Annotated in this window: 23 protein-coding genes and 1 tRNA gene; 12 read left to right on the top strand and 12 right to left on the bottom strand. The window is 55.5% G+C overall.

Going from position 1 to position 26,914, the window contains the following annotated elements:
- Positions 1-284: 284 nt before the first annotated feature.
- Together msrQ and msrP are read right to left on the bottom strand one after the other, a co-directional pair.
- Positions 285-899 (bottom strand): protein-methionine-sulfoxide reductase heme-binding subunit MsrQ, encoded by a 615-nt coding sequence (msrQ, locus tag ACR0DG_RS16155; RefSeq protein ID WP_480698147.1) that lies wholly within the window; start codon positions 897-899, stop codon positions 285-287.
- 4 nt (positions 900-903) lie between these two features.
- Positions 904-1,806 (bottom strand): protein-methionine-sulfoxide reductase catalytic subunit MsrP, encoded by a 903-nt coding sequence (gene msrP / locus ACR0DG_RS16150; protein WP_480698148.1) that lies wholly within the window; start codon positions 1,804-1,806, stop codon positions 904-906.
- Between the two features lie 344 nt (positions 1,807-2,150).
- Here msrP and ACR0DG_RS16145 point away from each other — a divergent pair, with 344 nt between their 5' ends.
- From ACR0DG_RS16145 to ACR0DG_RS16135, 3 genes are all read left to right on the top strand, one after another.
- On the top strand, positions 2,151-2,342 hold the full coding sequence (locus tag ACR0DG_RS16145; protein ID WP_480698150.1) for a hypothetical protein: 192 nt from the start codon (positions 2,151-2,153) through the stop codon (positions 2,340-2,342).
- A 239-nt stretch (positions 2,343-2,581) separates the two neighbouring features.
- Positions 2,582-3,397, top strand: a complete 816-nt coding sequence (locus tag ACR0DG_RS16140) for a cyclase family protein (RefSeq protein WP_480698151.1) — start codon at positions 2,582-2,584, stop codon at positions 3,395-3,397.
- A gap of 109 nt (positions 3,398-3,506) precedes the next feature.
- Complete coding sequence (locus tag ACR0DG_RS16135) at positions 3,507-4,265, top strand: hypothetical protein (RefSeq protein ID WP_480698154.1); 759 nt, start codon at positions 3,507-3,509, stop codon at positions 4,263-4,265.
- Between the two features lie 145 nt (positions 4,266-4,410).
- On the opposite strand, the gene clpB is transcribed toward ACR0DG_RS16135, so the two are convergent.
- Both clpB and ACR0DG_RS16125 read right to left on the bottom strand, forming a co-directional pair.
- Positions 4,411-7,029, bottom strand: a complete 2,619-nt coding sequence (clpB, locus tag ACR0DG_RS16130) for an ATP-dependent chaperone ClpB (protein ID WP_480698156.1) — start codon at positions 7,027-7,029, stop codon at positions 4,411-4,413.
- 127 nt (positions 7,030-7,156) lie between these two features.
- On the bottom strand, positions 7,157-7,489 hold the full coding sequence (locus tag ACR0DG_RS16125) for a hypothetical protein (RefSeq protein WP_480698158.1): 333 nt from the start codon (positions 7,487-7,489) through the stop codon (positions 7,157-7,159).
- 145 nt (positions 7,490-7,634) lie between these two features.
- On the opposite strand from ACR0DG_RS16125, the gene pyrF reads away from it, so the two are divergent.
- Positions 7,635-8,339, top strand: coding sequence for an orotidine-5'-phosphate decarboxylase (gene pyrF / locus ACR0DG_RS16120; RefSeq protein WP_480698160.1), 705 nt, complete (start codon positions 7,635-7,637; stop codon positions 8,337-8,339).
- Between the two features lie 349 nt (positions 8,340-8,688).
- Positions 8,689-9,942, top strand: coding sequence for a DNA polymerase IV (locus ACR0DG_RS16115; RefSeq protein WP_480698162.1), 1,254 nt, complete (start codon positions 8,689-8,691; stop codon positions 9,940-9,942).
- 2 nt (positions 9,943-9,944) lie between these two features.
- Here ACR0DG_RS16115 and ACR0DG_RS16110 read toward each other — a convergent pair whose 3' ends face one another.
- Positions 9,945-10,805 (bottom strand): N-formylglutamate amidohydrolase, encoded by an 861-nt coding sequence (locus tag ACR0DG_RS16110; RefSeq protein WP_480698164.1) that lies wholly within the window; start codon positions 10,803-10,805, stop codon positions 9,945-9,947.
- Between the two features lie 148 nt (positions 10,806-10,953).
- Here ACR0DG_RS16110 and ACR0DG_RS16105 point away from each other — a divergent pair.
- Together ACR0DG_RS16105 and ykgO are read left to right on the top strand one after the other, a co-directional pair.
- Positions 10,954-11,028, top strand: a tRNA-Val gene (locus ACR0DG_RS16105).
- Between the two features lie 91 nt (positions 11,029-11,119).
- Entirely contained in the window at positions 11,120-11,245 is a 126-nt protein-coding gene (ykgO, locus tag ACR0DG_RS16100; RefSeq protein WP_008755722.1) for a type B 50S ribosomal protein L36, read from the top strand.
- Positions 11,246-11,416: 171 nt separating this feature from the next.
- Here ykgO and ACR0DG_RS16095 read toward each other — a convergent pair whose 3' ends face one another.
- On the bottom strand, positions 11,417-12,268 hold the full coding sequence (locus ACR0DG_RS16095; RefSeq protein WP_480698166.1) for a DUF4394 domain-containing protein: 852 nt from the start codon (positions 12,266-12,268) through the stop codon (positions 11,417-11,419).
- A gap of 315 nt (positions 12,269-12,583) precedes the next feature.
- Here ACR0DG_RS16095 and ACR0DG_RS16090 point away from each other — a divergent pair, with 315 nt between their 5' ends.
- The 3 genes from ACR0DG_RS16090 to ACR0DG_RS16080 all read left to right on the top strand — a co-directional run bounded on the left by ACR0DG_RS16090 (position 12,584) and on the right by ACR0DG_RS16080 (position 14,806).
- Positions 12,584-13,600 carry an extracellular solute-binding protein gene (locus ACR0DG_RS16090; protein ID WP_480698168.1) on the top strand — a complete coding sequence of 339 codons (1,017 nt, stop codon included), beginning with the start codon at positions 12,584-12,586 and terminating at the stop codon, positions 13,598-13,600.
- A gap of 118 nt (positions 13,601-13,718) precedes the next feature.
- Complete coding sequence (locus tag ACR0DG_RS16085; protein WP_480698170.1) at positions 13,719-14,273, top strand: helix-turn-helix domain-containing protein; 555 nt, start codon at positions 13,719-13,721, stop codon at positions 14,271-14,273.
- Positions 14,270-14,806, top strand: coding sequence for a GNAT family N-acetyltransferase (locus tag ACR0DG_RS16080; protein WP_480698172.1), 537 nt, complete (start codon positions 14,270-14,272; stop codon positions 14,804-14,806). The genes ACR0DG_RS16085 and ACR0DG_RS16080 overlap by 4 nt, the downstream gene beginning before the upstream one ends.
- A gap of 32 nt (positions 14,807-14,838) precedes the next feature.
- Here ACR0DG_RS16080 and ACR0DG_RS16075 read toward each other — a convergent pair whose 3' ends face one another.
- Both ACR0DG_RS16075 and mgrA read right to left on the bottom strand, forming a co-directional pair.
- Complete coding sequence (locus ACR0DG_RS16075; RefSeq protein WP_480698173.1) at positions 14,839-15,795, bottom strand: NAD(P)-dependent oxidoreductase; 957 nt, start codon at positions 15,793-15,795, stop codon at positions 14,839-14,841.
- The gene (mgrA, locus tag ACR0DG_RS16070; RefSeq protein ID WP_480698175.1) at positions 15,771-16,808 is read right to left on the bottom strand and encodes an L-glyceraldehyde 3-phosphate reductase; all 1,038 of its coding nucleotides are present in this window, start codon (positions 16,806-16,808) and stop codon (positions 15,771-15,773) included. The genes ACR0DG_RS16075 and mgrA overlap by 25 nt, the downstream gene beginning before the upstream one ends.
- A 189-nt stretch (positions 16,809-16,997) precedes the next feature.
- Here mgrA and ACR0DG_RS16065 point away from each other — a divergent pair, with 189 nt between their 5' ends.
- Positions 16,998-17,876: a GntR family transcriptional regulator gene (locus tag ACR0DG_RS16065; protein WP_480698177.1), complete on the top strand. Its 879-nt coding sequence runs from the start codon at positions 16,998-17,000 to the stop codon at positions 17,874-17,876.
- Between the two features lie 14 nt (positions 17,877-17,890).
- Here ACR0DG_RS16065 and ACR0DG_RS16060 read toward each other — a convergent pair whose 3' ends face one another.
- The gene (locus tag ACR0DG_RS16060; RefSeq protein WP_480698179.1) at positions 17,891-18,304 is read right to left on the bottom strand and encodes a VOC family protein; all 414 of its coding nucleotides are present in this window, start codon (positions 18,302-18,304) and stop codon (positions 17,891-17,893) included.
- A gap of 205 nt (positions 18,305-18,509) precedes the next feature.
- Between ACR0DG_RS16060 and ACR0DG_RS16055 the strand changes: the two genes are divergently transcribed.
- Positions 18,510-20,042: a phospholipase D family protein gene (locus tag ACR0DG_RS16055; protein WP_480698181.1), complete on the top strand. Its 1,533-nt coding sequence runs from the start codon at positions 18,510-18,512 to the stop codon at positions 20,040-20,042.
- A gap of 34 nt (positions 20,043-20,076) precedes the next feature.
- Here ACR0DG_RS16055 and ACR0DG_RS16050 read toward each other — a convergent pair whose 3' ends face one another.
- The 3 genes from ACR0DG_RS16050 to ACR0DG_RS16040 are packed head-to-tail and all read right to left on the bottom strand — an operon-like array spanning position 20,077 to position 26,833.
- On the bottom strand, positions 20,077-21,102 hold the full coding sequence (locus ACR0DG_RS16050) for an adenylate/guanylate cyclase domain-containing protein (protein ID WP_480698183.1): 1,026 nt from the start codon (positions 21,100-21,102) through the stop codon (positions 20,077-20,079).
- Positions 21,095-21,436 carry an Hpt domain-containing protein gene (locus ACR0DG_RS16045; RefSeq protein ID WP_480698185.1) on the bottom strand — a complete coding sequence of 114 codons (342 nt, stop codon included), beginning with the start codon at positions 21,434-21,436 and terminating at the stop codon, positions 21,095-21,097. Before ACR0DG_RS16045 ends, ACR0DG_RS16050 begins: the two co-directional genes overlap by 8 nt.
- A 3-nt stretch (positions 21,437-21,439) precedes the next feature.
- On the bottom strand, positions 21,440-26,833 hold the full coding sequence (locus tag ACR0DG_RS16040; RefSeq protein ID WP_480698187.1) for a GAF domain-containing protein: 5,394 nt from the start codon (positions 26,831-26,833) through the stop codon (positions 21,440-21,442).
- Between the last annotated feature and the right edge of the window lie 81 nt (positions 26,834-26,914).

Raw genomic sequence — 26,914 nt, 5'->3', positions numbered from 1 at the left:
CGCCCTAATCAATAACCCTAGATGCCCACCGTCTCTCCGATGCGTCTCCGCCGCTTCCGCCGCGTCCCAGCACCTCAACAGCGCCGGTGAAGGGGGTTCTAAGGTTTACGCCCAATGGCCGCAAGCGAAAAAATATAGAATCCGGGAAAAACTTTCGTTTTCTTTTTTATTATTTATTATCAACTATTTGCGCGATCATAACTCGGCAGACACAACCAGACCGCCGATCGACAAGCACGGAAAACTGACTTTTGCACAGGGTTACACACAGACTGGGCAACGAGTCAGGCAGAGTCGGCTCTGCGGCCCCGAGTCAGTACCTCCGGTATCGGCAAACGCAGCGCGATCAGGCCCAGTATCACAGTCAGGTAAACCAACGGTTCGATCTGAAACCCTTTTGCAAGCATGACATAATGCAGCCCGCCCAAGACCGCGGCCGGATAGACGAAGCGCTGAAGGCTACGCCAGCGCGGGCCTAAACGCCGGACAGACAGATTGTTGGATGTCACGGCCAAAGGCACCATCAAAATAAATGCCGCCATCCCGACCGTAATATAAGGTCGCTTCAGGATATCAGCCCAGATCTGACCAAGTAGCTGCACGTCCAGAACCAGCCATACCAAAAGGTGCAAGGTTACATAAGAGAATGTAAGCACCCCCAGCGCACGCCTGAACTTGAGCAGGTTCAAACCAAAAAACCTGCGCAGCGGGGAAACAGCCAGCACAGCAATCAAGAGTTGCAATGCCAATTCGCCATAGCGATGTTCCAGCGCTTCGATCGGATCAACACCAAGTCCGCCCGTCAAACCCTGATAGAATAGCCAGGGCGCTGGAAGCGCGCCCAACGCATAAACGACCCATACAGGTATCCGACGAAGTATCTGATTCACCGTCTGCATGACATTAATAGTAAGTCGACAGGTCCATACCTTCGTAAAGACCGGCAACATCGGCTTCGTAACCATTGAACATCAATGTGGGAATGCGCTTGGCGAAAAGCCCTCCGCCTATCACGCGCTCTGAGGCCTGCGACCACCGCGGGTGATCAACGTTAGGATTCACATTGCTGAAGAACCCGTATTCACGTGGGTTCGCCATGTTCCAGCTGGTCGGGGGCTCGACGTCTGTAAGAGTGATGCGCACAATCGACTTGATCGACTTGAACCCATATTTCCAAGGTACGACCAGACGCAGGGGTGCTCCGTTCTGGTTGGGGATCGGGCGGTCATAGATTCCGGTGGCCATGATCGTAAGCGGATGCATGGCCTCATCCAGCCGTAAGCCTTCCCGATAGGGCCACTCCAGAACGGGGAACTGAACACCTGGCATTTCATCAGGTCGATAAGCAGTTTCAAAGGCCACATATTTCGCGCCTTCCTGCACACCTGCCACGTTCAGCAAATCGGCCAGTTCAAACCCATTCCACGGCACGACCATGGACCAGGCTTCTACACAGCGAAAACGATAGATGCGCTCTTCGACCGTCATCTCGGACATGACCTCTTTGAAGTCATAGTCGCCGGGGCGGTCGACGAGGCCATCGATCTTTATGCTCCAGGGTTCGGTGACCAAAGTATGCGCGTATTTGGCAGGATCATCCTTGCGCGTTCCGAATTCGTAATAGTTGTTGTAGGATGTAATGTCTTCCCACGTATTCGGCTCAAGCGCTTCCTGCGCCGACGCACCGCGCGCCATGCCCGCCAATCCGACACCTGCCATCCCGGCCATGACCTGCCGCCGGTTCAAGAACGCTGCCCGCGGGGTAACGTCAGCACGCGTCAAATTGTTGATCCAGCGATGCGCCATTTAAGTCTCCGATTTCATTCGCCTTAAGTGTCAGTTAGTGCGCTCTTAGCACAGGACAAAGGCAACATGCGTCACGATTGGGCGAAGTGGCTGTAATGAATCGCAGCGGATCCAATAATGACACACGGTGCGACAGCGCACAGGGTGTTTCGCAGACCCTGCTTATGTGCGTCGTCTCCAAGAGTTTCCGGCGAAACCTAACGTCAATTACAGCAACAACACTGGTTGCCATAACCATCTGGGTTTAAAATGAATTCGCGCAGAGAAAGAAAAGATGAGTCGTTATGAATGCGACCCAAAAACACGCGCAAAATGGACAGTGAAATGACCGGAAAGGAGCAAACATGAAACTGCGACTGGTTACCGGCATGGCTTTGGCCTTGCTAATTGCTGCATGCGGAGAAAAAGACACCTACCCCATCTCAGGATGCGACGCGAATGAGACGTTTCCCGTGACTTGCGAAGAAATCGGCGACGACAACCGTTTGAACGATTCCAATGCACAGGATCTGAACGCTCTGCCAACAGGCGCTTAACTCAGACTGCCAAAGATGCAATCCAAAGAGCCTGCCTTTCCGGCGGGCTCTTTTCGTTTTCAGAAACTGGAAACACAAAACCAATCACGTGGAGTTGAAGCCGTACGCCCCAAATCCCAAGCCGCGGGACAAACGCAGTCTTTACAAGGTCATCGTCCGGCATAGAGTCTGGCTGATAAGGTCTGGGACACCGACCTGTTGCAACCCGATGACCGGGATAGCCTAAAGGGAGAAGACGAATGTGTGACATCTGTGTGATGAACGCGGTCAAGGACCGTATGCTGTCGAGAAGAGGTTTCTTCAAAGCCGCAGCCGCCTCGGGCGTGGCAGTCGCCGCAACAAGCGCGACCGCACCAATGGCGATGGCAGCTGGCCATGGCAAGGTCGAGGACCTGACCCACACGCTGAGCGCAGATTTCCCGACCTACTTCGGTGAGCCCGGTTATGCGTCCGAGCAGGTGTTCAATTTCGGCGAACACGGCTTCAACCTGCAGCGCATGACTGTGAACGAACATACCGGAACACATATTGATGCACCGCTGCATTTCTCGGCCGATGGAACGGCTGTCGATGAAATACCGGTATCGGATCTGGTTGCGCCGCTATGTGTTGTCGATATCGCAGCCCGTGCGGCAGATGACGCCGACACTTTGCTGACGCCTGACGACCTCAAAGAATGGATGTCGGCGCATGGCGACATTCCGGACGGGGCGTGCGTGGCATTATATTCGGGATGGGCGGCCAAAGCCGACAGCGAAGCCTACCGGGGATTTGACGGACAGGCCCAGCATTACCCCGGCTTCCACGTCGAGGCTGCACAGATGCTGATCGAAGAAACCGGTGCGCGGTCGATCGCGTCAGATACGCTGTCGCTGGATAATGGCATCTCGAGCGATTTCGCGACACATTATGCATGGCTGCCTACAGGCCGCTTTGGCATCGAGAACATCGCGGGCCTGGACCGAGTGCCAGCAGCAGGCGCGACACTGGTAATCGGCGCACCGAAACACAAAGGCGGCACCGGAGGCCCAGCTAGGATTTTTGCTATGGTTTGATCTGGTCATTCCGTTGATCAGTCGCATTTCTGCCCGATCGCATCTATAACGCGCTCGGGCAGTTGTGCCTATTAAACAGAGAATAGCCAGGTTCAGAACCAAAAAGACGATGATTACCATTGAACGCATGATGGAAGCGACAGAGCTACCTGAAATCAAAAACCTGTCGTTTAAAGCGTTAGAACACCAAGACCTAGTCAACCTCATCATGCAGCGTTCTGAGATTATTTTTGATCAGCCAAGATCCGGCAGAATTATTCGCGCTTGGAGCGCAGGAAACGAAGAAGCCGTCAATTCTTTGGTCGAAACACGTGGGCTCGAGTTAGCGCAACGTGCAGCGGCCATAATCCTTCTCGAATACAGACAGATCAGTGACGAGATTGAGCAGATAGCCCCCTCAACTGCCTCAGATATCGGATGCGGATACGCGTTTTTCGACCTGTTTTTGTGGAGGGACCACAAGTGCGACCTCACCTTGATTGACTTGGAAACGTCCGACGAACGCCATTTTGGCTTCGGGGAAACCGGCGCTGCGTATTCTAATTTGGGCGTTGCAAAGTCATTCTTGGTGAGCAATGGCGTCAATCCAGAAAACATCACGTGCCTAAACCCTGAAAAGGACAGTCTGTCCTCCTCACCGCGTTGCGACCTGGCAATGAGCTTCATCTCTTGTGGGTTCCATTACCCTGCGAATACTTACGACGGTTTTTTCCGCCAAATCGTTTCCGACGATGGCTCAATCATACTCGATCTCAGAACCCGCAAGCTAAGGGAAGGCTTGGAATACCTAGAGACCCTGGGTCAGGCTACACCCCTTTTTGATGCAGCACGAGGAAGCGCGAAACGCGTCTTGGTCAAAAAGGGCTAGAAGACCTCTTTGAATCAGAACTTCGCAATCGAAATTACCCGGCACCGATCTCAATTAGCTGCGGAAACCCTAAACAGTCGCAAGAAGACACAGATACCAAAAAGGCCCGCTGACTCAGCGGGCCCTACATTCTTTAATTGTCTGATTAGTGTACCACTGCGTCATCCGGTCTTGGGCGATCGGATGTACCCAAACGATCTCCGATGATCAGACCGTCTGATCCGGCGGAAACCGGAACCGTTTCGCCATCCTTGATCTCACCAGCCAGCAAAGCCTCCGCCAGCGGGTTCTGAAGCGCACGTTGGATCACGCGTTTCAACGGACGCGCGCCAAAGACCGGGTCATAGCCTTCATCGGCCAGCCATTCCCTTGCGCCATCGTCCAGGGCAAGCTCGATCTTGCGGGCGGCCAGACGTTTTTGCAGGCGTGCCATCTGGATATCCACGATGCCGTCCATATCGGCCCGCTTGAGCCGATCAAAGATGATCGTCTCGTCCAGACGGTTCAGGAACTCAGGCCGGAAATGCGCCCGGACCGCATCCATCACGTCGCGCCGTGCCTGCGCGCTGTCGGCCCCTTCGGGCAACTGGCTGAGCGCTTGACTCCCGAGGTTCGACGTCAGGATGATCAGCGTCTGCTTGAAGTCCACGGTGCGGCCCTGACCGTCGGTCAGCACGCCGTCGTCCAGAACCTGCAGCAGCACGTTGAACACATCCGGATGCGCCTTTTCGACCTCATCAAACAGCACAACCTGATAGGGTCTGCGCCGCACGGCTTCGGTCAGCACACCGCCTTCGTCATAGCCAACATAGCCCGGAGGGGCACCGATCAGACGGGCGACCGCGTGTTTCTCCATGAACTCGGACATGTCGATACGCACCATCGCGTTATCGTCGTCGAACAGGAAGTTCGCAACGGCCTTCGTCAGCTCGGTCTTACCCACGCCGGTCGGCCCAAGGAACAGGAACGAACCCAGCGGGCGGTTTTCGTCATTCAGACCAGCGCGCGCGCGACGCACGGCGTTGGCGACAGCCGTTACCGCTGCATCCTGACCAATCACGCGGGAATGCAGATCATCTTCCATCCGCAGCAGCTTTTCGCGCTCACCTTCAAGCATCTTGGCGGTCGGGATTCCCGTCCAGCGTTCAACGACCGAAGCGATTTGCTCGGGGCGCACTGTTTCTTCTGCCGTCATCGCGTTGCTTTCGCTGTTCTCGGCGTCGGCCAACTGTTTTTCAAGCTGGGGGATGACGCCATAGGACAGCTCGCCCGCCTTGGCGAGGTTGCCTTCGCGCTTGGCGATCTCAAGATCAGCCCGCGCCTTGTCGAGCTGCTCTTTCAGATCACGTGCTCCAGCCAGCTTGTCACGCTCGGCCTGCCACTGAGCCGTCATTTCAGCGGATTTCTCCTGCAAGTCAGCCAGATCCTTTTGCAAGGTTTCCAGCCGGTCCTTCGAGGCCGCGTCATCTTCGAGTTTCAGCGCCTCTTCCTCGATCTGCATCTGCAGGATCTGGCGATCCAACTGATCCAACTCTTCGGGTTTGGAATCGACTTCCATCCGCAGACGCGACGCGGCTTCATCAACAAGGTCGATGGCTTTATCGGGCAGGAAACGATCGGTGATATAGCGATGCGAGAGCGTCGCTGCCGACACCAACGCCGAGTCCGAAATCCGCACGCCATGGTGCAGCTCATACTTTTCCTTGATGCCCCGCAGGATGCTGATCGTGTCCTCGACCGTTGGCTCCTGCACCATCACAGGCTGGAACCGACGCGCAAGGGCTGCGTCTTTTTCGACGTATTTACGATACTCATCCAGCGTGGTCGCGCCAATACAATGCAGTTCACCCCGGGCAAGCGCGGGCTTAATAAGGTTGGCGGCATCCATTGCGCCGTCGGATTTACCCGCGCCCACAAGCGTGTGCATCTCGTCGATGAATAGGATGATTTCGCCCGCGGCCTCGGTCACTTCGGTCAGAACGGCCTTGAGGCGTTCCTCGAACTCACCGCGGTATTTCGCGCCAGCGATCAGCGCGCCCATGTCGAGCGCCAGCAGCTTTTTGTCCTTCAGCGATTCCGGCACGTCACCGTTGATGATGCGCAGGGCCATACCTTCAGCGATCGCGGTTTTACCAACGCCGGGCTCACCAATCAGAACCGGATTATTCTTGGTCCGACGCGACAGAACCTGCATCGAGCGGCGAATTTCCTCATCCCGCCCAATGATTGGATCGATCTTGCCTTCGGCGGCAGCCTCAGTCAGATCGCGCGCGTATTTCTTGAGCGCATCATAACCGTCTTCGGCCGACGCGGTGTCGGCAGTCCGGCCTTTTCGGATATCATTGATCGCTTCGTTGAGTTTCTGCGCAGTGACCGCACCATCTTCCAAAGCGTCCTTTGCCTTGGACTTAACCATGCAGAGTGCCATCAGAATGCGTTCGACCGGTACAAAGCTGTCGCCAGCCTTGGTTGCGATCTTTTCTGCCTCGGCGAGCACCTTTGCAGTCTGGCCGTCCAGATAGACCTGACCTGTATCGCCCTTGACCTTAGGGATACGTGCCATCGAGGCGTCCAGCGCATTTACCACACGGCTGGGCGCGCCACCGGCCCGTGTGATCAGGTTGCTGGCCAGCCCCTGATCGTCATCCATCAATGCTTTCAATAAGTGTTCAGGCGTCAGGCGCTGATGCTCTTCCCGCATCGCAATGGTCTGCGCCGCTTGCACGAAACCCCGCGCCCGCTCGGTGAACTTGTTCAAGTCCATTTTGCTCTCCTTCTCTAAGCGCCCCGGTTTGATGCGCCCGCCAGGCGGCACGTATCGATTGAGGCCTCACATTCAATTTGGGAAATATCCCACCCGGTTCAAGAGGCTGATCTTGCTAATTACTGCGTCATCTTCGCGGCACACTATACAGCGTGTACCCGCCCGTTTCTGCCACCTTGCGCGCACCGTACATGTCGACCAATGACTGCGCGGCGCTACCCCCTGTCGGGCAGGAAACCAGATCGGCGGCATCATCTAGAAAATCCACGGTAAAGGCGGTTTCCCCGGTGATTTGGCAGTCGTCATCCGTGGACCTGTACCCGCGAAGCAGGCGCAAATCCTCGTTGGTGGGCGACCTGACAACCGTATCGCCAGCCTCGGTTTCCAACGGCATATCCTGACACCCCAACAGGATAGCGGCGGACATCAATGCCACCGGCACACTCGCGTTCAGTTTCATTCTCAAACCCGCTTTTCCAAGTACCCCATACTGTAACACACATACGCTTTTCTGCCGTGATCTGAATCACACGGATGTCTTGCATGGACAGAACAGCCCGAACCCGTTAGGAGGCACACGTTTGCCAAAAAACGGAGCACGCCCCATGTCTGACGACCGCCTGATCGTAGCCCTCGACGTCCCGAATGCCTTGCAAGGTCTGGCCATGGCAGAGCGGCTGGGCGATAGCGTCTCCTTCTACAAGATCGGCCTGGGCATGTTGACTGGCGGAGGCTTGGCACTTGCCAATGAACTGAAACAGGATCACGGCAAGCGCATATTTCTGGACATGAAACTGTTCGACATCGGGAACACAGTTGAAAACGCCGTGCGTGGTCTGGCGCAGTTTGATTTGGATTTCCTGACAGTCCACGGTGACCCACATGTGGTGCGCGCAGCGAAAGAGGGTGCCTCGGGCAAGGATCTGAAAATCCTGGCTGTGACCATTCTGACCTCACTGAACAGGGACGATCTGGATGCCAGCTTGTTAAAGGCGGGCGACGTGCAGGACCTTGTTGTGGAACGGGCCGCCAAGGCGCTTGAGGCTGGGGCCGACGGTGTTATCGCCAGCCCACAAGAGGCGGCACTGATCCGCGCGTTGCCACAAGCCGAAGGACGATTGATCGTGACGCCGGGCGTGCGCCCGGCCGGCGCAGCCCTAGGGGATCAGAAACGAGTCGCAACACCCGCCAGCGCGATCGGCGACGGGGCGGATCATATCGTCGTGGGACGCCCGATTTATCAGGCCGAAGACCCAAAATCGGCCGCAGAAGCGGTTCTTGCCGAGTTAAATTCTTTGCAGCGGCACTGACGGACAAAAACGGTTTTCCTGCCAAATATCCGGGTTTTCGCACGCAAGCAGTTGACCTTACGTCACTTTTCACAAAACCGCGCCAAATCGACCCTGTGCCCCAAAACACACAGGAAAAACACGAGTTTTCCTTGTGTGATCCAAATCCTATCGAAACGCCGCGTTTTCAGCGATTCTGTCATCGTGATACTCCCCGCGGACCGTTTCTTCCTGAGGTCCGTCACCTCCCCCCGCCCTATGCGGGGGGTCTTCTTTCCAGAAAATTGTGCGTTCATCCCCATCCCGGGTTTTTGCTGGGTGCGTGGCTTGCTATGGTCAAATTGCCAGAACTGAACGCGGAATGACCCCGATGCCCGGTCTCTGCCGAGATTGCCTGACCAAATTGATGGATGAACGCCGATGCCCGGCCTGCGGCAGCCCTCGGGTGAAGTCGCATCCCGAGCTTTTCGATCTGGCGATCGCCCACATGGACTGCGACGCCTTCTATGCCTCGGTCGAGAAACGAGACAATCCGGAATTGGCCGACAAACCCGTTATCATCGGCGGGGGCAGACGTGGCGTTGTATCTACGGCATGCTACGTGGCCCGAATACGGGGCGTGCGTTCGGCCATGCCAATGTTCAAGGCGCTGCAACTTTGCCCCGAAGCGGTGGTAATCAAACCGCGCATGTCGGTATACGCCGAGGTTTCGCGCGAAATCCGCAAAATGATGGACGAATTGACCCCAGTGGTCGAACCTCTCTCGCTGGACGAGGCGTTTATGGACCTGTCCGGCACGGAACGCCTGCATGGTGCTCCGCCTGCGGTTATGTTGGCGGGCCTGGTCAAACGCATGAAAACTGAATTGGGTGTGACCGGGTCCATCGGCCTGTCGCACAACAAGTTTCTCGCCAAGGTCGCCTCGGATCTGGATAAGCCGCGTGGGTTTTCGGTTATCGGAAAAGAAGAGACAGCCGCGTTTTTGCACGACAAACCTGTACGACTGATTTGGGGGATCGGCCCGGCAGCTCAGGAGTCGCTGGACCGGGCTGGCATCCGTTCTTTTTCGGACCTGTTGCGCTGGGACCAAGAGGCGCTGACCGCTCGGTTCGGGTCGATGGGATGCCGGTTATGGCATCTTGCGCGCGGTCAGGACAAACGCCGCGTATCCGCCCATGAGCCGATGAAGTCGATCAGCAACGAAACCACCTTTTTCGAGGACACTGCCAGTCTTGATATTCTGGATGGGCATTTATGGCGTATGTCAGAAAAGGTGGCCGACCGCGCCAAAGCCAAGGGTTTGGCTGGCCGAGTTGTGACGTTGAAACTGAAGCAAGCCAATCACAAGATCATAACGCGCCGCGTTTCATTGCGCGACGCGACCCAGATCGCAGACCGTATCTACCGAACCGCGCGTGCGCTGTTCGATCAGGTTGGCGATCAGGGGCCCTATCGGCTGCTGGGGTGTGGGTTGTCTGATTTATGTTCAGAGGATCAGGCCGACATCACGGGTGACTTACTTGACCCCGGTGCCGCGCGCCGTTCTCAGGCCGAGAGGGCGACAGATGAAATTCGTCGTAAGTTCGGAACAGACGCGATCGTGAAAGGCCGGGCTTTGCGCTAGGTTTACTCTGCCGCCAGTCTAAGCGGCTCTTCCCCGATTTGCGCGATATCCTGTATCACCTTTCGAAGCACCTCGCGAAAGGCAGCAAAGTTCCCGTTCGGCTCGATCCGTGCCTCATCCATATACAGTGAGCGGTCTATTTCGATCTGCACGGCATGCTGGTTGCGGCCCGGTCTGCCATAGGTTTGCGTAACATAGGCTCCGGCGAAGGGTGCATTCCGAACAACCGTCAAACCTGCTGCAACAAACGCAGCCTCGATGCGGTCGACCACCTCACCCGAAGCGGACGCGCCGAACCGATCCCCCAATACGATCTGCGGTCGTCGGGAATTTGGCGTACTGGCCATGGCGACGGCCTCATGGGGCATGGAATGGCAGTCGATCAAAATCGCCTGCCCGAAGGCCTTGTGCGAATCTGCCAACAAAGACTTAAGCCGTGCATGATAGGGTCGCCAGCATGTGTCGATGCGCAGCCGCGCTTCGTCCATCGTCAGTTTGCCGCGATAAATCGCGCGACCATTGGACACCACACGCGGGATAACACCCAAGCCAGATGCGACCCGTGGATTGTGCCCTTGCCGACGTGCACCTTGAACCAAAGCGGGGTCCAGTTCTTCGGGGCTTCGGTTAAGGTCCAAATAAGCCCTGGGTTTGGTTGCTGAGATCAGCGGCGCCCCAAAATCCGCCGCTGGCAGGAACAGTTGATCGACAAAAGCATCCTCAGAAGATCGAATCACATCACGGCTCAGAATTGTGCGCTGCATCAATGACTCTGGGTAATGCCGGCCACTGTGGGGCGACGAAAACACAACGCAAGACGTGCGCTTTACGGGCATATCCAATACATAGGCGGCGTTCTGCATGGTGACTCCTTGTTCAGTCTGAACATAGACCGGAAAATAGTTATACCAAACCCCTTGAACCCCTTTGCGACTCCTTTTATAGACCCCGCTACCGGCGCGGAGTTCCGCGCCCCATTTCGTTGTGGGGCAGGGTTCGCAAAGGTTACGTGGGCGGTTAGCTCAGCGGTAGAGCACTTCGTTGACATCGAAGGGGTCACAAGTTCGATCCTTGTACCGCCCACCATCGTTTCACTGTTCCGGATTTTCCGGGGCACCCGCTAACCCAGGCGCTGGCCACGTCCTTGATGAAGGCGCCGCAGATTGGAGACAGACCCATGAAGGTCAAGAACTCGCTCCGCTCGCTCAAGAACCGGCACCGTGATTGCCGTATTGTGCGTCGCAAAGGCCGCGTCTACGTGATCAACAAGACGCAGCGCAAGTTCAAAGCTCGTCAGGGCTAAGAACTGCACATATCAGTTTGAAAGAACCGCGCCATCTGGTGCGGTTTTTTTGTGCCTCGGGTTAGGTTCAGGCCCCAGCCTGAACTGTGGGCCGCGAAAGCGAGCCGCATAGAGAAAAAAGGGGCAGCATAACTGCCGCCCCTTTTCCTGCCCATGTAAGCGTGAAGAGACTTAGCTCTGCTTTCCAGCAGCAAATCCAGTCACACCGCTCAGACCCAAATCAGCGACAAGCGTCGCTGCACCGCTGCTCAGGTCGATCTTGTAGAGACCGGCGGTCTTTGCGTCCTCCAACTGCAGAATCGCATAACCCGCATTGTCGCCTTCCTTGGTCGAGACGATATCGAAGCCGCCCAGCGGCGCCAGATCAGCCGTTTTCCCATCGACCGTGACTTGCCCGATCGTGGCCAATGTCCCGGCGTTGTTGGCAAGGCTTACCAGCGCATTCGTTTCAGCATCCAAGGCGTATTGGAACGTGTCGCCCGCCTTTTTCCCATGGATGGCATTGGTATAGGCATTCGCAAAGATACCGGGTGTCTTGCCGTGCATGCTGTCACCTTCAGCATAGGCCAGATCGGTGAACCGACGCACGGAGCCCGCTCTTTCATCGTTGTCGCCAAAGCCTTCCGGGAAATATACAAGGTTGTCCCCGGCCGATGATACCGCCCGAACAGCATCGATCTTGTTGTTAAAGTCAAACGCAACGGCCGCATCAGAGGCAATCTTTGCGCCTTCTTTGAAGCTGGCACCGAGGTCTTTCATTTTGCCGCTTTCGGTGTCGATCGCATAGACATGACCATTTGCAAAACCCAAAAGCTCACCGGTGACAGGCCGCCAGGCAATGGCCCGGACTTCTTTCTTAAGCTCGACCTTCGAAACCGAACCCGGCTTTTTCAGGTCCGACATGACAACCAGCGTTTTGCCGGAATCTGCCAGTGCATATCCTGCGGTTGCGGATTTGTCGCCCGCACTTGCGGCGGCAGAAACCAGCGAAAAAGCCGAGGCGAGAAGTGCTTTTTTCAACATACTGTTGGTCCTTTTTAAAGGCCCGTTGCCCGGCTCTCGGCCAGTCACGGGGTGTTCACGATGCGGGAACAAATGGTGCCGGAATCCGTGAGCGTCACAGCATTTTAATGTGAAGGATCGTTATTGAATAATTGCGCGATCGGCCTGGAAGACTGCGCTGACCCAGTACGGAACCTTGCAGGCTTGTGCTTTGGTCTTTAGATCAAACTTTGACCAACTAATTTACTCGGATTTACTTGCATCTCGCCCAGAATCGTTTAATTGACCAAATCAGTCGGGTTATGCCCGCCACGATATTCACTGTTGGGACACATCATGCTGAAATCCTCTACCTGTATCGCCGCCACACTCACAGCTCTGATCGCAACGTCTGCCGCCGCTGAGGGCGAGCTGAATTTGTATTCGTCGCGCCACTATGACACGGATGAGCGCCTGTATTCCGATTTCGAAGAAGCCACCGGTATCACGATCAACCGCATTGAAGGTAAAGCAGACGAGCTGATCGCGCGGATGGAAGCCGAGGGTGCGAACTCACCTGCAGACATTCTGCTGACCGTCGACACCTCGCGTCTGGCACGCGCCAAGAACGCAGGTATTCTGCAGGCCGTAGACAGCGCTGTTCTGGAAGATCGCATCCCGGCCAACCTGCAGGACGAAGACAACCAGTGGTATGGTTTCTCGCAACGCGCCCGGATCATCTTCTTTGACAAAGCCGAGGTGGCAAACCCGCCGGCAAGCTATCTTGATCTGGCCAAGCCGGACTACAAAGGTTTGGTATGCATCCGCTCATCCAGCAACACGTATAACCAAACGCTGCTGGCTGCCATCATCACCAATCACGGGACCGTAGCCGCAAAGACCTGGGCCGAAGGCATTGTCGCCAACATGGCGCGCGAACCTCAGGGCGGTGACACGGACCAACTGCGCGGCATCGTTTCGGGTGAATGCGAGATCGCCGTTTCGAACTCCTACTACTTTGCACGTGCCCTGCGCAAAGACGTCAAAGGCCTGAGCGCCGATATCGACATGATCGGCGTGCAGTTCCCGGCGCAAGACGCAGAAGGTGCCCATATGAACCTGTCCGGTGCTGGTGTCGCGGCGCATGCCCCCAACAAAGACAACGCCGTCAAGTTCCTGGAGTATCTGGCAGGCGAACAGGCGCAGGTGTATTTCTCGAACGGTAACGACGAATTCCCCGCCGTTGAGGGCGTGGCACTGGCCGACAACGTAGCCTCTTTGGGCACATTCAAAGCCGACGAAGTCAACCTGTCGGATGTAGCCAAGAACATTCCAGAGGCTCAGAAGATCTTCAACGAAGTTGGTTGGAAGTAATCCACTGACCCTCAAAGTTTGGAGAAAGGGCGCGGCATGCCGCGCCCTTTTTCTATTGCGTCACCATTTATTTTAAATCATATTTCCCATATTCGGTACTTTATCTCGTATATGGACAATGCTTGATAACCTTTCCAACCGTCTGGCAAGCCGTCTGAGCGAGCTCCGTCATGCGCGGAACTGGTCGCTGGATCATCTCGCCCAACACAGCGGCGTCAGCCGGGCCACGTTGTCTCGTATGGAAAAAGGCGACGTCAGCCCCACGGCTGAAACACTGGGCCGACTATGTGCAGCATACGGATTGCCAATGTCGCGCCTGCTGATGATGGTCGAAGACAGTTTTGATCCGCGCGTTCCGTTTGAGCGCCAGCCCGAATGGCGCGACCCCGAAACCGGATTCACGCGCCGATCCGTATCCCCACCGGCAACGGGTCTGAATGGCGAAGTACTTGAGGGGCATTTGCCACCAAACACGGTGATCTCTTACGACGCGCCGCCAAAACCTGGGCAGGAACACCACCTCGTCATGTTGGATGGCGCATTGGCCTTAACGGTCGACGGTATCACACATGACCTGAATGGCGGAGACTGCCTCCGGTATCATCTCTCCGGGCCGACCAGATTTGAAACCCCGACAACCCGCGGCGCGCGGTATTTGCTGGTGCTGATATGATTGCACTGCTTACAGCGGATGATCAGGCAACAGCCACGGGCGATCTGGCCGACATCCTACATGCCTGTGTCCATGACGGGGCAAGCGTTGGGTTCATCCTGCCCTTCTCGCACGAAGACGCCCGCATGTATTGGCTGCAGCAGGTCTGGCCCGACGTACACTCGGGCAAGGTCGAGCTTTTCGCCTATCGCACCTCCGAGCGCATTCTGGGAACGGTTCAGCTGGTCCCGGCGCAGATGCCCAACCAGCCGCATCGGGCGGATGTCGCCAAATTGCTGGTACACCCGAGCGCGCGGCGACGCGGGCTGGCGCGCGCGCTCATGGCAACGCTCGAAAAGTGGGCGAGAGAGTTGGATCGCTCATTGCTCGTATTGGATACGCGCAGCTCGGACCCGTCGCGCAAACTGTACCAGTCCATTGGGTTTGAGACGGCAGGAGAGATCCCGAACTACTGCCGCAACCCATTTGAAAACCGGTTGGAACCCACGACCTTAATGTTCAAAACCTTAAACTCAGCCACGAGTTTGCGCTGACGCAACATATACACTTTGCGGGTTTGACGCACTCAGTCATTCGACGTCACGCCATTCACTTCTGCAATGAAATCGGCCAGCATCGGAACATAGTGATCGCCCTTGCCTGACGCCTCCATGGCGGCAAACGCATTGCGCAGTGTCGCCTGAACCGGCGTCACAGCACCGATGCTATTGGCAAGGTTCGCGAGATACCGCATGTCTTTATGGGCGTTTGTAATCGCAAACCGGTGGGCGTTTTCATCACGATCGAGCGTCCACCTCATGAATGTGTCATAAAACCCGTTCGACAAGCGGCTGGGGCGCAAAACGGAATCCACCTGCTCGGCGCTGAGACCAGACTTACGGGCAACGGCCAACGCTTCGGAATACAAGACCGCATAGCCCATGGCGATAAAGTTGTTGATCAGCTTCATCTTGTGGCCCGTGCCAACGTCGCCCATGTGCACAACCAACCCGGCCCAGCATTCCAGAACCGGCCGGATCCGCTCTAGCGTTTCGGGCGTGGCGCCGACCATGGTGTCGAGTGTTCCGGCCTGCGCCTCGGCCGGGGTGCGACCCAGCGGGGCATCTGCCATATCCATACCCGCCGCGCGCAGCTCCTCGACCAGTTGCAGCGTTGATACCGGGTCAGAGGTTGAGCAATCTACGACAATCAGCCCTTTCTTGCCGGAAGCAATAATTCCGTCCGAACCGCGAACATGCTGCTCAACCTGCGGGCTTCCCGACACGCACAAATGAATGATGTCGCATTTTTCAGCCATCTCTCGGGCCGTTGAAACCTCGCTTGCGCCACGCTGAATAAGATCATCGACGGGTTCCCGGTTTCGGTGGGCCATCACCACCAAGGGATAGCCTTTTTCCACGATGTTCTTGGCCATGCCATGGCCCATCAATCCAACACCAATGAAGCCGATAACAGGTTTATTCATGTTCATTCCTTTTCTGACATCTTGTCCGAAAGTTAGGCGTCCGAGGACTGTGACCAAAGATTGACCTCACCATTTGAAGAATACCGGTCAATTTCAGCCAGTTCTTCCGCGGTGAATTCCGTGTTCTTGAGCGCACCCACGCAATCGACAATCTGCTCAGACCGGGACGCGCCGATCAATGCAGTCGTGATACCGCCACCCCGCAGCACCCAGGCAATCGCCATTTGCGCCAAGGTCTGACCACGCCGTTTGGCGATTTCATCCAGCTTGCGCAAGTTGTCGATCATCGCCTGTGTCAGAAGATCAGGGTCCAGCGACTTGTTGTCGGACGCCCTGCTGTCCTCAGGCACGCCACTCAGGTATTTGCCCGTCAGCAACCCCTGCGCCAAAGGTGTGAAGGCAATCGAGCCGATACCCAGCTCTTGCAGTGTCGCCTTGAGCCCATCCGTTTCGACCCATCTGTTGATCATGTTGTAGCTGGGTTGATGGATGATACAGGGGGTACCGAGGTCTTTCAGGATCGCCGCGGCCTCACGGGTGCGTTGAGAGTTGTATGACGATATCCCGACATACAACGCCTTGCCCGACCGGACGATCTGATCCAGCGCACCCATCGTTTCCTCAAGCGGGGTCTTGGGATCGAACCGGTGCGAATAGAAGATGTCCACATAATCCAGCCCCATTCTTTTAAGGCTCTGATCGCAGGACGAGATCAGGTATTTTCTGCTACCCCATTCGCCATAGGGCCCCGGCCACATTTCGTACCCGGCCTTGGACGAGATCACCAATTCATCCCGGTAACCGGCAAAGTCGGTTTTCAAAATCTCTCCGAACGCCTCTTCTGCACTGCCGGGGGGAGGGCCGTAATTGTTTGCCAGGTCAAAATGCGTGATGCCCAGATCAAAAGCCGTGCGGCATAACTGCTGCTTTAACTGATGTGGCCTGTCTCCACCGAAATTGTGCCACAACCCCAAAGAGATCGCAGGCAGCTTGAGGCCGCTGTTTCCACAATAGGAATATTTCATATCCGCATAGCGGGTCTCACTGGGCACGTATGGGCTAAGTGTCATTTTGTTCGTCCTGTTTGAAATACCACTGTTGCGTCGCAATCGTGGTGGTGTTGGGCAACCTCTACCCACGCGACGTCACAAAGGATATTGGTCTGTATGATCTGGCGCGATCATAGGTAAGCGTCACTTTGTTCTCAAATGTCTTTAACCATGTTAAAAACACAATAATGAACAGGGGGAGTGTTGGCCATGGCGCGCCCGGACCGCGTTTTCAAAGCTGCGTATAACGCCATGCTGGATAGCTTGGTGGCCGATCCCGATATCGGAAACGTGTCAGGAATCGCTCGGCATCTAAAGGTCAGCCGGACAACCGTTCGAAGCATCCTGAACCGATTGGAAACCCAAAAGATCATCGACAACACCCAAGCGACCCCGCGGCTGTCACGCGTTCCTGTGCGCGAAGATTACTTTGACACAAGCGAAACCATGGATGTGCGCGACATGCTAGAGGCCACTTTCATGCAGATGATCCGAAACCAGGATATCGGCCCCGGTACACTGCTCAGCGAGGGGCAACTGGCCCGACAATTCAACGTTTCAGTCCAAACCATGCGAGAGTTTCTGATCGGCCTCAGCCGATTTGGCTTTGTACGCAAGGACCATCATCGGCGCTGGGTGCTTGAAGGCGTCACCAAGAAATACGCGCTTGAACTGCACGAGGTTCGGGTCATGTTCGAGTGCCGGGCCATCGAAAAACTGTGCGTTTTACCCGAAAACGATCCCTTCTGGGGTGGGTTGATCCGCGTGCACCACGAGCATCTTGCGATTGATGAAAACACAGATTTTTCCCAGCTGGATTTCCCGGCTTTGGACACTAAATTCCATCGGTTTTTGAACGCCCACGCGGATAACAGGCTGATTGTGGGATTTCAGGACGCGATTGCCATGATTTTCAACCATCACTACCTCTGGCCGCTTGACGACCAGTTGCAGCATCATCTGGCGGCAACTTCCGACCATGTTGCAATCATCGAAAACATTCTGCGGCGGGATAAGCGCAAAGCCCGCACTGCCATGCAAGCGCATCTGGATGCCACCCGTCGGCGTTTCACCGAAGCCATTGATTGAGGATCTGGCCGTGTTTAGACGGCTTGATGAACTTCGATCACGTTGCCTTCGGGATCGTGAAAGAACACCTGATGCCATTCTTTCGCAAACGCCGTTCCGTAATCAGAATACGGGACGTTGTTGGCATCAAGCATCTTTTTGAAAGCCTCGATATCATCTGTCCTGAACGCGATGTGGCCGCGTTCGACCGGGTTTATCGTCTCATTATGTTTGAACGCGACCCCAAGGTCCCGTTCGGCCAGATGCATCTGCATTCTCCCTTCGGTCGCAAACCGGATTTTCCCACTGTAGCCGCGGTCTTGTGTTTCCTGTGACCGTGGAAAATTCTCGATCGGAATGTCATCGAGGCCCAGAATATCAGTGTAGAAATGGTGCAGGCGATCCACGTCGTCAGCAACAAAGTTGATATGGTGAAATTCCAGTTTCATGTCCGCGTCTTTCCAAAGCCCGGTTTACTGATGTCTTTTTGCAGATGAGCAGAACTTGAAGCGGTCAACAACAGATTTGCGGCTTAAAATAGCCTCTGACCTATCGCCCAACAACAAGTACCTAATTTGGCCACATCGAAGAGGAATTTCTTGAATGCCGGCGCTTTTGCGTGATCACTAGTCAGATGAGTGTTGGAGGCTGCCTATGAAATCCTGGTTTTTCGTGGTTCAAATCTGTTGCGTGCTGGCAATCGCCGCCTGTTCTTCAAAACCTCGAACCTACGAAAAGACCGTAACACGATCCGTAGCCGCACCATCCAGTGGCACGCTATCACAGGCCGCACGTAGGCTTGGCGACCCAAGGGATGGCCGCTCGGGTGTCCGACTGATCAGCGACGGCGAGCAGGCGCTGGTTTCACGGTTGTTGATGGCCGCCGCAGCCGAGCAAACCATAGATGCCCAGTACTATCTGCTACATAACGATCCAACAGGGCACCTGTTTGCGGCCAGTCTGCTTCAAGCCGCAGATCGCGGTGTTCGTGTACGGTTGTTGCTGGACGATATGGATACCTCTGGCTACGACGCGATGACCACAGCGCTGGATTTGCATGAGAATATCGAAATCCGGCTGTTCAACCCGTTTTGGCGAGGTCAAAGCCTGCTGATCGCCGGTTTGACCGATTTCAAACGCATCAACCGGCGCATGCACAACAAGTCAATGACTGCGGATAACACGTTTACAATCGTCGGAGGCCGCAATATCGGGGCCGAGTATTTTCTGGCCCGGGAAGAGATGAACTATGCCGACCTGGATGTCCTGGCGGCAGGTCCTGTTGTTCGGGACGTATCAGACAGTTTTGATGCCTACTGGAACAGCGAATTCGCGGTTCCGGCCCGTGTCGTCATCTCGCAACCGCAAACACTGACACTCGATCAGGCACGCGACCGCCTGAATGAACTGGTCGAGGACGCTGCGCAAACGCAATATGGGAACGCCTTGCGTAGATCAGCTGCAGAAAACTTTTCCGATGGTGCGTTGTCGCTGGACTGGGTTAATGCCACGGTTTATGCGGATCCGCCGTCCAAAGCGGCTGGTGTCGACAGCGGGGATCCCATTCTTGCATCACAACTGTTGCCCTATTTCGAGGCGGCAAACAGCGAGGTCAGCATCGTTTCTGCCTATTTCGTTCCACGCAAAAACGGCGTCAAATGGATGACCGAGCTTGAAGAACGTGGCGTCGACGTCAAGGTGGTCACGAATTCTCTGGCGTCGAACGATGTGGCGCCGGTTTATGCGCATTATGCCAAGAAGCGTCGCGCGCTTTTGCGCAACGGGGTGGAGCTTTATGAGCTGCGGCCAGATGCATATCAGGTTCAGCAACGCGGTGTGAACTGGGCGCAGTCTCGTTCGGGACTGCATTCCAAGGCCTTTGCAGTAGACGACCGGTATCTGTTTGTCGGATCGTTCAATTGGGATCCGCGATCGGTCAATATCAATACGGAAATGGGTATCCTGATCGACTCGCCCGCGCTTACGACGCAAACCATGGCCACGTTGGATGACGCCCTGCCCGCATATACCTACAGTGTCACGCTGGACGAATATGATCGGCTGATGTGGCGAACCCAGGAACAGGACGGCACGATCCGAGAATACAATTCCGAGCCGACGGGATCGTTATGGGATCACATCGTATCAGGTTTCCTGGCCATACTGCCCATTGGCTCACAGCTTTGAAAACACCCGGTTCAAAGCCTTTTCAGGCGGGCCATCACAACGCGTGAACGTCAAACGGTTCGGAAAAGCCTTTGAACATCGTTCCAGCAAATGTGTCTTGCACTTCTGCCTTATCCAAGAGGCTTAGGGTTGCCTGATCAACCAACATTCGACTGCCTGTTTTCTGAGTCTCTGCTTCTAACCGAGCCGCCAGGTTTACGGTCGATCCGATACATGTATACGTTGCCCGACTGTCTGTACCGGCGTAACCGGCGACCACCTCTCCGGTTGCAATTCCGACCCCGATCCGCAGATCGCCTTTTTGTTCTGCAGACCTTTCCTGGTTCAAAGCTTCGATCATATGGTGCATTTCATGGCCAGCTGCGACCGCGCTTTGGGCTGTATTTTCCAAAGCCTGCGGAACACCGAACAACGCCATAAGACCATCACCCAGCATCAGGCTGACGATGCCACCATTGCTGGTCACGGCCTCGAACATCAGCGTGTAAAACGTGTTGAGCAGATCAATCGTCGCCTCGGGCGCAAGATCTTCTGACAATGCAGTAAACCCGCGAATATCACAGAACAGAACGGACGCACTCGCCCGCTTTCCGCCGATCGCAAATCCCGATTGCTGCAGGTCCTCGGCAACTTCCGTGGTCGCAAAACGCTCTAGCAGGCGTTTTTGTTCGTCCCTGAGGCGTTTCTTTTCCAAACCGCTCGCGACACGCGCACTCAGCAGCGTCTTGTTAACTGGCTTTGGCAAGTAGTCCTCGGCACCTAATTCGATACAGCGCACGATATTGTCCAGCCCCTCGACCGAGGACGTCACGATGACCGGCAGATCACGCAGTTTCGCATCTGCTTTGATTGCCTCAAGAACCTGAAACCCGTCCATTTCAGGCATTTCGATATCCAGAAGTAAAAGGTCAAAGGGGTGACGTTCGAGCATCTCCATCGCGACCCGGCCATTCTCGGCCACGGTTGCCTTATGCCCCAAAAGCTCGACGTTACGGGACAGCAGAAGACGGTTCACCTTGTTGTCGTCAACAATCAGCAGATGGCCGGGCAGCTCAGTCATCAATCAAGCCCCGCAAGGCCGTTGCTGCCGTTTCCAACGAGGCTTCCAAAGACGTTGCATCGGAAAGATCGCCATTCGCAGGGAACCCTCCCACTTCGATCTTTCGGGCCTGCTCGGCCAGGTCGGTGGCGCCGAATGTGTATGCGTTGGATTTTATGGAATGTGCTGCCCGACGATAGCCATCAACGTCAGATGCCTTGGCTGCCGTTTTCAAGGCATCAATCATTGCGGGTGCCTCATCCAGAAAGGCCTGCACAAGCTCGGCCGCGAAATCATCACCGGTCGCATCTTTGAGCTCTGCGAAGATGCCAAGGTCAATAGATCCGTTCGTCATGTATCACCTGCGTTCACTTGGGACATTCAAAAGCGCTTCGATCAAAACCGGCAGGCGGATGGGCTTTGCGATGTAGTCATCCATCCCCGCGTCCAAACACATCTCACGATCGCCCTGCATCGCATTGGCTGTCATGGCGATAATTCGCGGTCGTTTATCGTCTTGGAAAAGTCCGTTAATACGACGCGAAGCTTCCAACCCATCCATTTCGGGCATCTGTACATCCATCAAAACGACATCATAGGATTGTCGATTAACGCTTTCGACCGCTTCGACCCCGTTGCTGGCCAGATCAGCGCGATAGCCCATCTGTTCAAGCAGACGCAGCGCCAGTTTCTGGTTCACAAGGTTGTCTTCGGCCAACAAAATGCGCAGCGGATGCCGTTTTGCCATTTCCGGATCGGTCTGGGGCTTGCCCTCAGGTTTTGCCGGTTTTTTCGGGGCGTTGTCGGCCGCGAACAAAGTGACCAGCGTGTCGAACAGATGCGATTGACGCAACGGTTTCGAAAGGTTCGCGGCAAAAAGACCATCGCCGAGTTCCATGTCTCTCGGCCCGAGCGAGCTGAAAAGAACTAGCGGCAAACTGGGCTTAAGGTCCTTAATCTTTTTGGCAAGTTCTTCGCCATCCATGTCCGGCATGTGCATATCGAGAATGGCAAGGTCGAAACCGTGCCCTTTACTCAAAAGGTCCAGCGCCTCGGACGGCCTTTCACAAGCCTTTGTTTTCATCCCCCACTTTTCAGTTTGAAGGGGCAGAATTTTTCGATTGGTGGCGTTGTCATCCACCATGAGAATACGCTTACCTTCCAGTTCAGACTGGACCCCAACCAGATTACGCGACGCGGACCTGACAGGTCGGGCTGGTTTGGCCTGAATTGTGAAGGTGAAGGTCGATCCATGCCCGCCTCCGTCACTTTCCGCCCACATGGTTCCGCCCATCAGCTCTGACAGTCGCTTGGAGATTGCCAGGCCAAGACCAGTGCCGCCATATTTGCGTGTGGTCGAACTGTCGGCCTGACTGAAGGATTGGAAAAGTCGGCTCATGCCCTTTTTCGTCAGCCCGATGCCGGTATCGCGGACCTTGAAGGTAAGCTCCAGCGCGTCACCGACCTGCGCGGATTTTTCGACTGACAGAACCACCTCGCCGGTTTCTGTGAATTTCACCGCGTTGGACAGCAGGTTGAGCAGAATCTGGCGTAAGCGCGTAAGATCGGCGCTGATGGCCACCGGCAAACCGTCGTCGAACTCATAGGCCAGATCCAGCCGTTTTTCGGCAGCTTTACCGCTGATCAGATCAAGGGCACTTTCGATGCACTCGCGCAGATCGAACGGATGATTTTCGATATCCATCTGACCGGCTTCGATTTTCGAGAAGTCCAAAATCTCGTTGATGATCCCCAAAAGGGCATCTCCGCTATCGCGGATCGTACGGGCGTAATCCCCTTGTTCGGCGTCAAGTTGCGTATCCATCAACAGCCCGCTCATTCCGATAACGGCGTTCATCGGGGTGCGGATCTCGTGCGACATGGTTGCAAGGAAGGCGCTTTTGGCTTCGTTAGCGGCTTCGGCGGCTTCTCTTGCTTCTTCGGCCTCACGGAACAGGCGCACATTCTCAATCGCGATGACGGACTGGTCTGCAAACGTTTCAGCCATTGCGACTTCTTCTTCCGAAAACGGGGTTTGCGATTTCCTGATAAAATTAAGCCCGCCCAGGCATTTACCACCCCGCATCAACGGAACGCCAAGAAAGGCTTCATATCCGTTTTCTTTTTGCAGCTTCTTGGCAAGGCGAGGCAATTCAAGTGACGACAGATCATGTACGTGCATCGTTTTGCCCGCCAGAAAGACCGAGGATTGAAAGTTGTCTTGCGGGTCAATCGGATGCCGGGTTTTACCGAAATCGTGTATCAGGCCCTTGGGTGAGGCCAATGCCACCTGCCACCAGGAACTTTCATCCGTCAGCGTGGCAACAGCCAGATCACAAGACACAAGCCGTGTTGCCGAATTTACAATGACCTCAAAGACCGGCGTTGTATCCGTTGGTGATTGGCTGATCACCCGCAATACGTCGGCACTGGCGGTTTGGCGCGAAAGCGCGGTTTGCGTGTCGTTGAACAGCTGAGAATTCTGAATCGCAATGATGGCTTGCGACGCAAATGTCTCCATTTGCTTGATCTGTTTTTCGTCAAAGGCCGCTTTTTCGCGGCTGCCCATACTGATCACGCCGATCGTGTCGCCGTCTCGTATCAGCGGAACCGACAAGACAGATCTGTAACCTTGAAGATTGGATTTCAGAACAGGGTCATATCTGGAGTCTGATTGCGTATCTTCGACGTAATCGGCATGTCCGTGCAAAAGCGCCCGCGCGGTGGCCGAGTTTTCTCCGGGTTCGAAAGGATGGGATTTAAGAAAGCTGGCAAACGAGTCCGACACATTGTGACCTGCAAAGAAATGGTATTTTCCATCCTCAGGTCTTTTGAGCGCGACGAAGGCATCCTGCAGGCGGCAGATACGGGACGACACGGCCAGCAAAGCCCCCAGAACAGGCTCTAACGCGTCGGGAGATCGGGAAATGACCTCCAGAACTTCGCTTGACGCTTTTTGGTACTCCAGCGCCTCTTCCACCTCTGTCGTGCGGGTCTGAACTTCTTCGAACAACTGGGTGTTGTTGATCGCGATCAACGCCTGCGCGGCGAATGTCTCTAACAGCTTGATCTGTTTGTCACTGAACGCGGACGCTTGCCGGTGCGCCATGACGATGACACCAACGACCTGGCCATTCTTGACCAACGGGACCCCCAGGGTTGTCCGGTAGTCACCGATCTCGGCGGCTTCGGTCCATGTATAGGTTGGGTCCTGTCGAGTGTCCTTTATATAGACGGTCTTGCCATGCAACGCCGTACGTCCAATGCATGACCCTTCCTCGGGGGCGATAGGATTGTCTGATAGGAAAGTCAGAAACGCGTCGCTGACGTTGTGCGTCATGGCCACGCGGTACAGATCTTCGTCAGGATCCCGCATCGCGAAAAACGCGTATTCCGGTGAGCAAATGCGCGAAGCCACCTCGAGGATCGTATCCAACACAGGGGGCAAATCATTGGGCGAGCGAGAGATGACATCCAGCACTTCGGACGTGGCCGTCTGATACTCAAGCGCCTGCATCACTTCGGCTGTGCGCTCTTCGACTTCACGAAAGAGGTTCGCGTTGGTGATCGCTATGATGGCTTGGTCAGCAAAGGTTTCCAGCAGCTTGATCTGTTTGTCGGAAAACCCGGACACCTCCGGCGCGCCCAGTGAGATGACACCCAGCACCTCGTCGTTTTTGACCAAAGGTAGGCCAAGCAGCGACTTGTATTCGCCCACACCGCTTTCGTCCAACCACGTGTAAGATGGGTCTGCTTCGACATTCTCAATATAGCTTGTGCGTTTCGTCAGGATCGCACGTCCTGTCACGCTGCCTTCATCCGGTACAAGCGGATTGGCCTTCAGATACTCGGAAAAGATGGTGTCTGATGTCAGCGTGGAATGGACGTGGTACAGCCCGTCGTCGGGGTCCAGCATCGCAACATAGGCATCCTGCAATTCGCAGATGCGTGACGCCTCATACAGGATGGCATCAAGCACCGGTGCCAACTCGTTCGGAGACGCAGAGATGACCCGCAGAACTTCTGATGTCGAAGTTTGGTACTTTAGAGCCTGCGTAACTTCGGCCGTACGTTCCTGCACTTCCCGAAACTGGCGAACGTTTTCCATCGCAATAACGGCCTGGGCTGCAAAGGTCTGGACCAAAGCAACATCATCATCCGAAAACGGTGCCACCTCGCGCCGATAGAGCACGATCACCCCAAGCCCCAAACCGTCTTTCATCAAAGGAACTGCCAGTACCGAACGTGCCCCTTCGACCTCGACCATCTGAACTCGCCTTGGGTCGCGGTCCCGATAGTAAAGCGGATCAGCGGCAATATCGTCCTGGCGTACAACCTGACCGTCAACCAAGGGCCTTATTGCGATCAGTTCCGTGCGCGTCAGCGGTTCCACGAATTCTCTGAGGGCTTCGTCAAAGTCCGTTCTGGCACCAATATTCGCTGGAATGGTGGCTAACCCAGCTTCGTGATCCGCGACGCATAAAAAGGCCAGCGGCGCTTTGCATAAACGGCTGGCGTTATCCAGAATACTATCGAACACCGGGTTTTCGTCATCCCGACTGCGGCTGATGACTTCAAGAACCTGACCCGTTGCCGTTTCGCGTTCCAGCCGGTTTCGCAGCTCCTTGAGTTGCCGGGTGTTTTCCAGCGCTATTACGGCCTGCGCTGCAAACCCTTCGACCAGCGATATTTCATCGTCTGTAAACGGGCGCACTTCACGCCGATAAATCCCGATAACGCCGACCGGCTCGCCTTCGGCCGACATCAGCGGAACTGTTAGAAATGAACGAACGCCTTCCTCATCAACAAGCTGGCGACGCCATGGGTCACCCTTGATGTACTTTTCCGTCTGACGCAGATCGACATTGTGTATGACGCGCGCCTCGCGCACAGCCCTTGCGATTTGCAGATTTGAGTCAATTGACCAACGATCCACACCGACCTCATAGGTCGCAAGTTGATCGCCGAAATGCGCGGCATATTCCAAATGCGTTCCAGCCTCGTTCAACAGGCTCAGCGTGGCGACATCCGTTTCACATAGCCGGGCAGTGTTTTCCAAAATCGTTTGGAAAACCGGCGCCTCATCATCCCGGGAACGACTTATGATCTCAAGGACTTCCCGGGTTGCTTCTTCGCGGGCCAGTCGATTTTGCAACTCGCGGAATTGGCGGACGTTCTCGATCGCGATTACGGCCTGTGCGGCAAATGTCTCGACCAGTTCGACCTGGTCACTGGAATATGGCCGCACCTCATCGCGCGCCAACATCAGGCATCCGATTGCCGCACCTTCCTGCTTTAATGGCACGAACAGGTTGCTGCGGCATCCATGTTTATCGACGACAATCCTGAAACGTTCATCGCCAGATCTGTGAAATTCGGTATCGCCCATATCGGCAACGTGCCGGGTTTCGCCGCTAAGAATGGTATCCGCCACAAACGAGTTGCCCGGCTCCATCGTGTATTTGCCATCAGTCCAGAGCTGTCGGATCTCAGGGTGTAAATTGACGCTGGCGACCAGCCGCTGAAGGGTGTCGCCCTCTTTTCCAAGCACCAGTCCGGCGAACACCGCACCGCAGAGGTCTTTCGCCAGCGCGACGATCAAGTCACAGACCGGCTGCACATCATCCCTGGTTTCCGAGATCGCTCGCATCACACGCGCTGTCGCGTCAAAGCGCGCTTGCTGATCCGCAGCGCTTAACTCAGGTGACGGCGCGCGGGTACTCGCTGTGTCAGATACATTTTCTTCACTCACCGGTGCGAGGGCCCCCAAGCAAATTCTTAAAATATACCGGTCCAGAGTGTAGACAGCACGAATTAGAAGTCACTGAATTTC

The organism is Ruegeria sp. BG8 (genome assembly GCF_056538325.1).
This window is presented reverse-complemented; position numbering and strand designations above follow the sequence as displayed.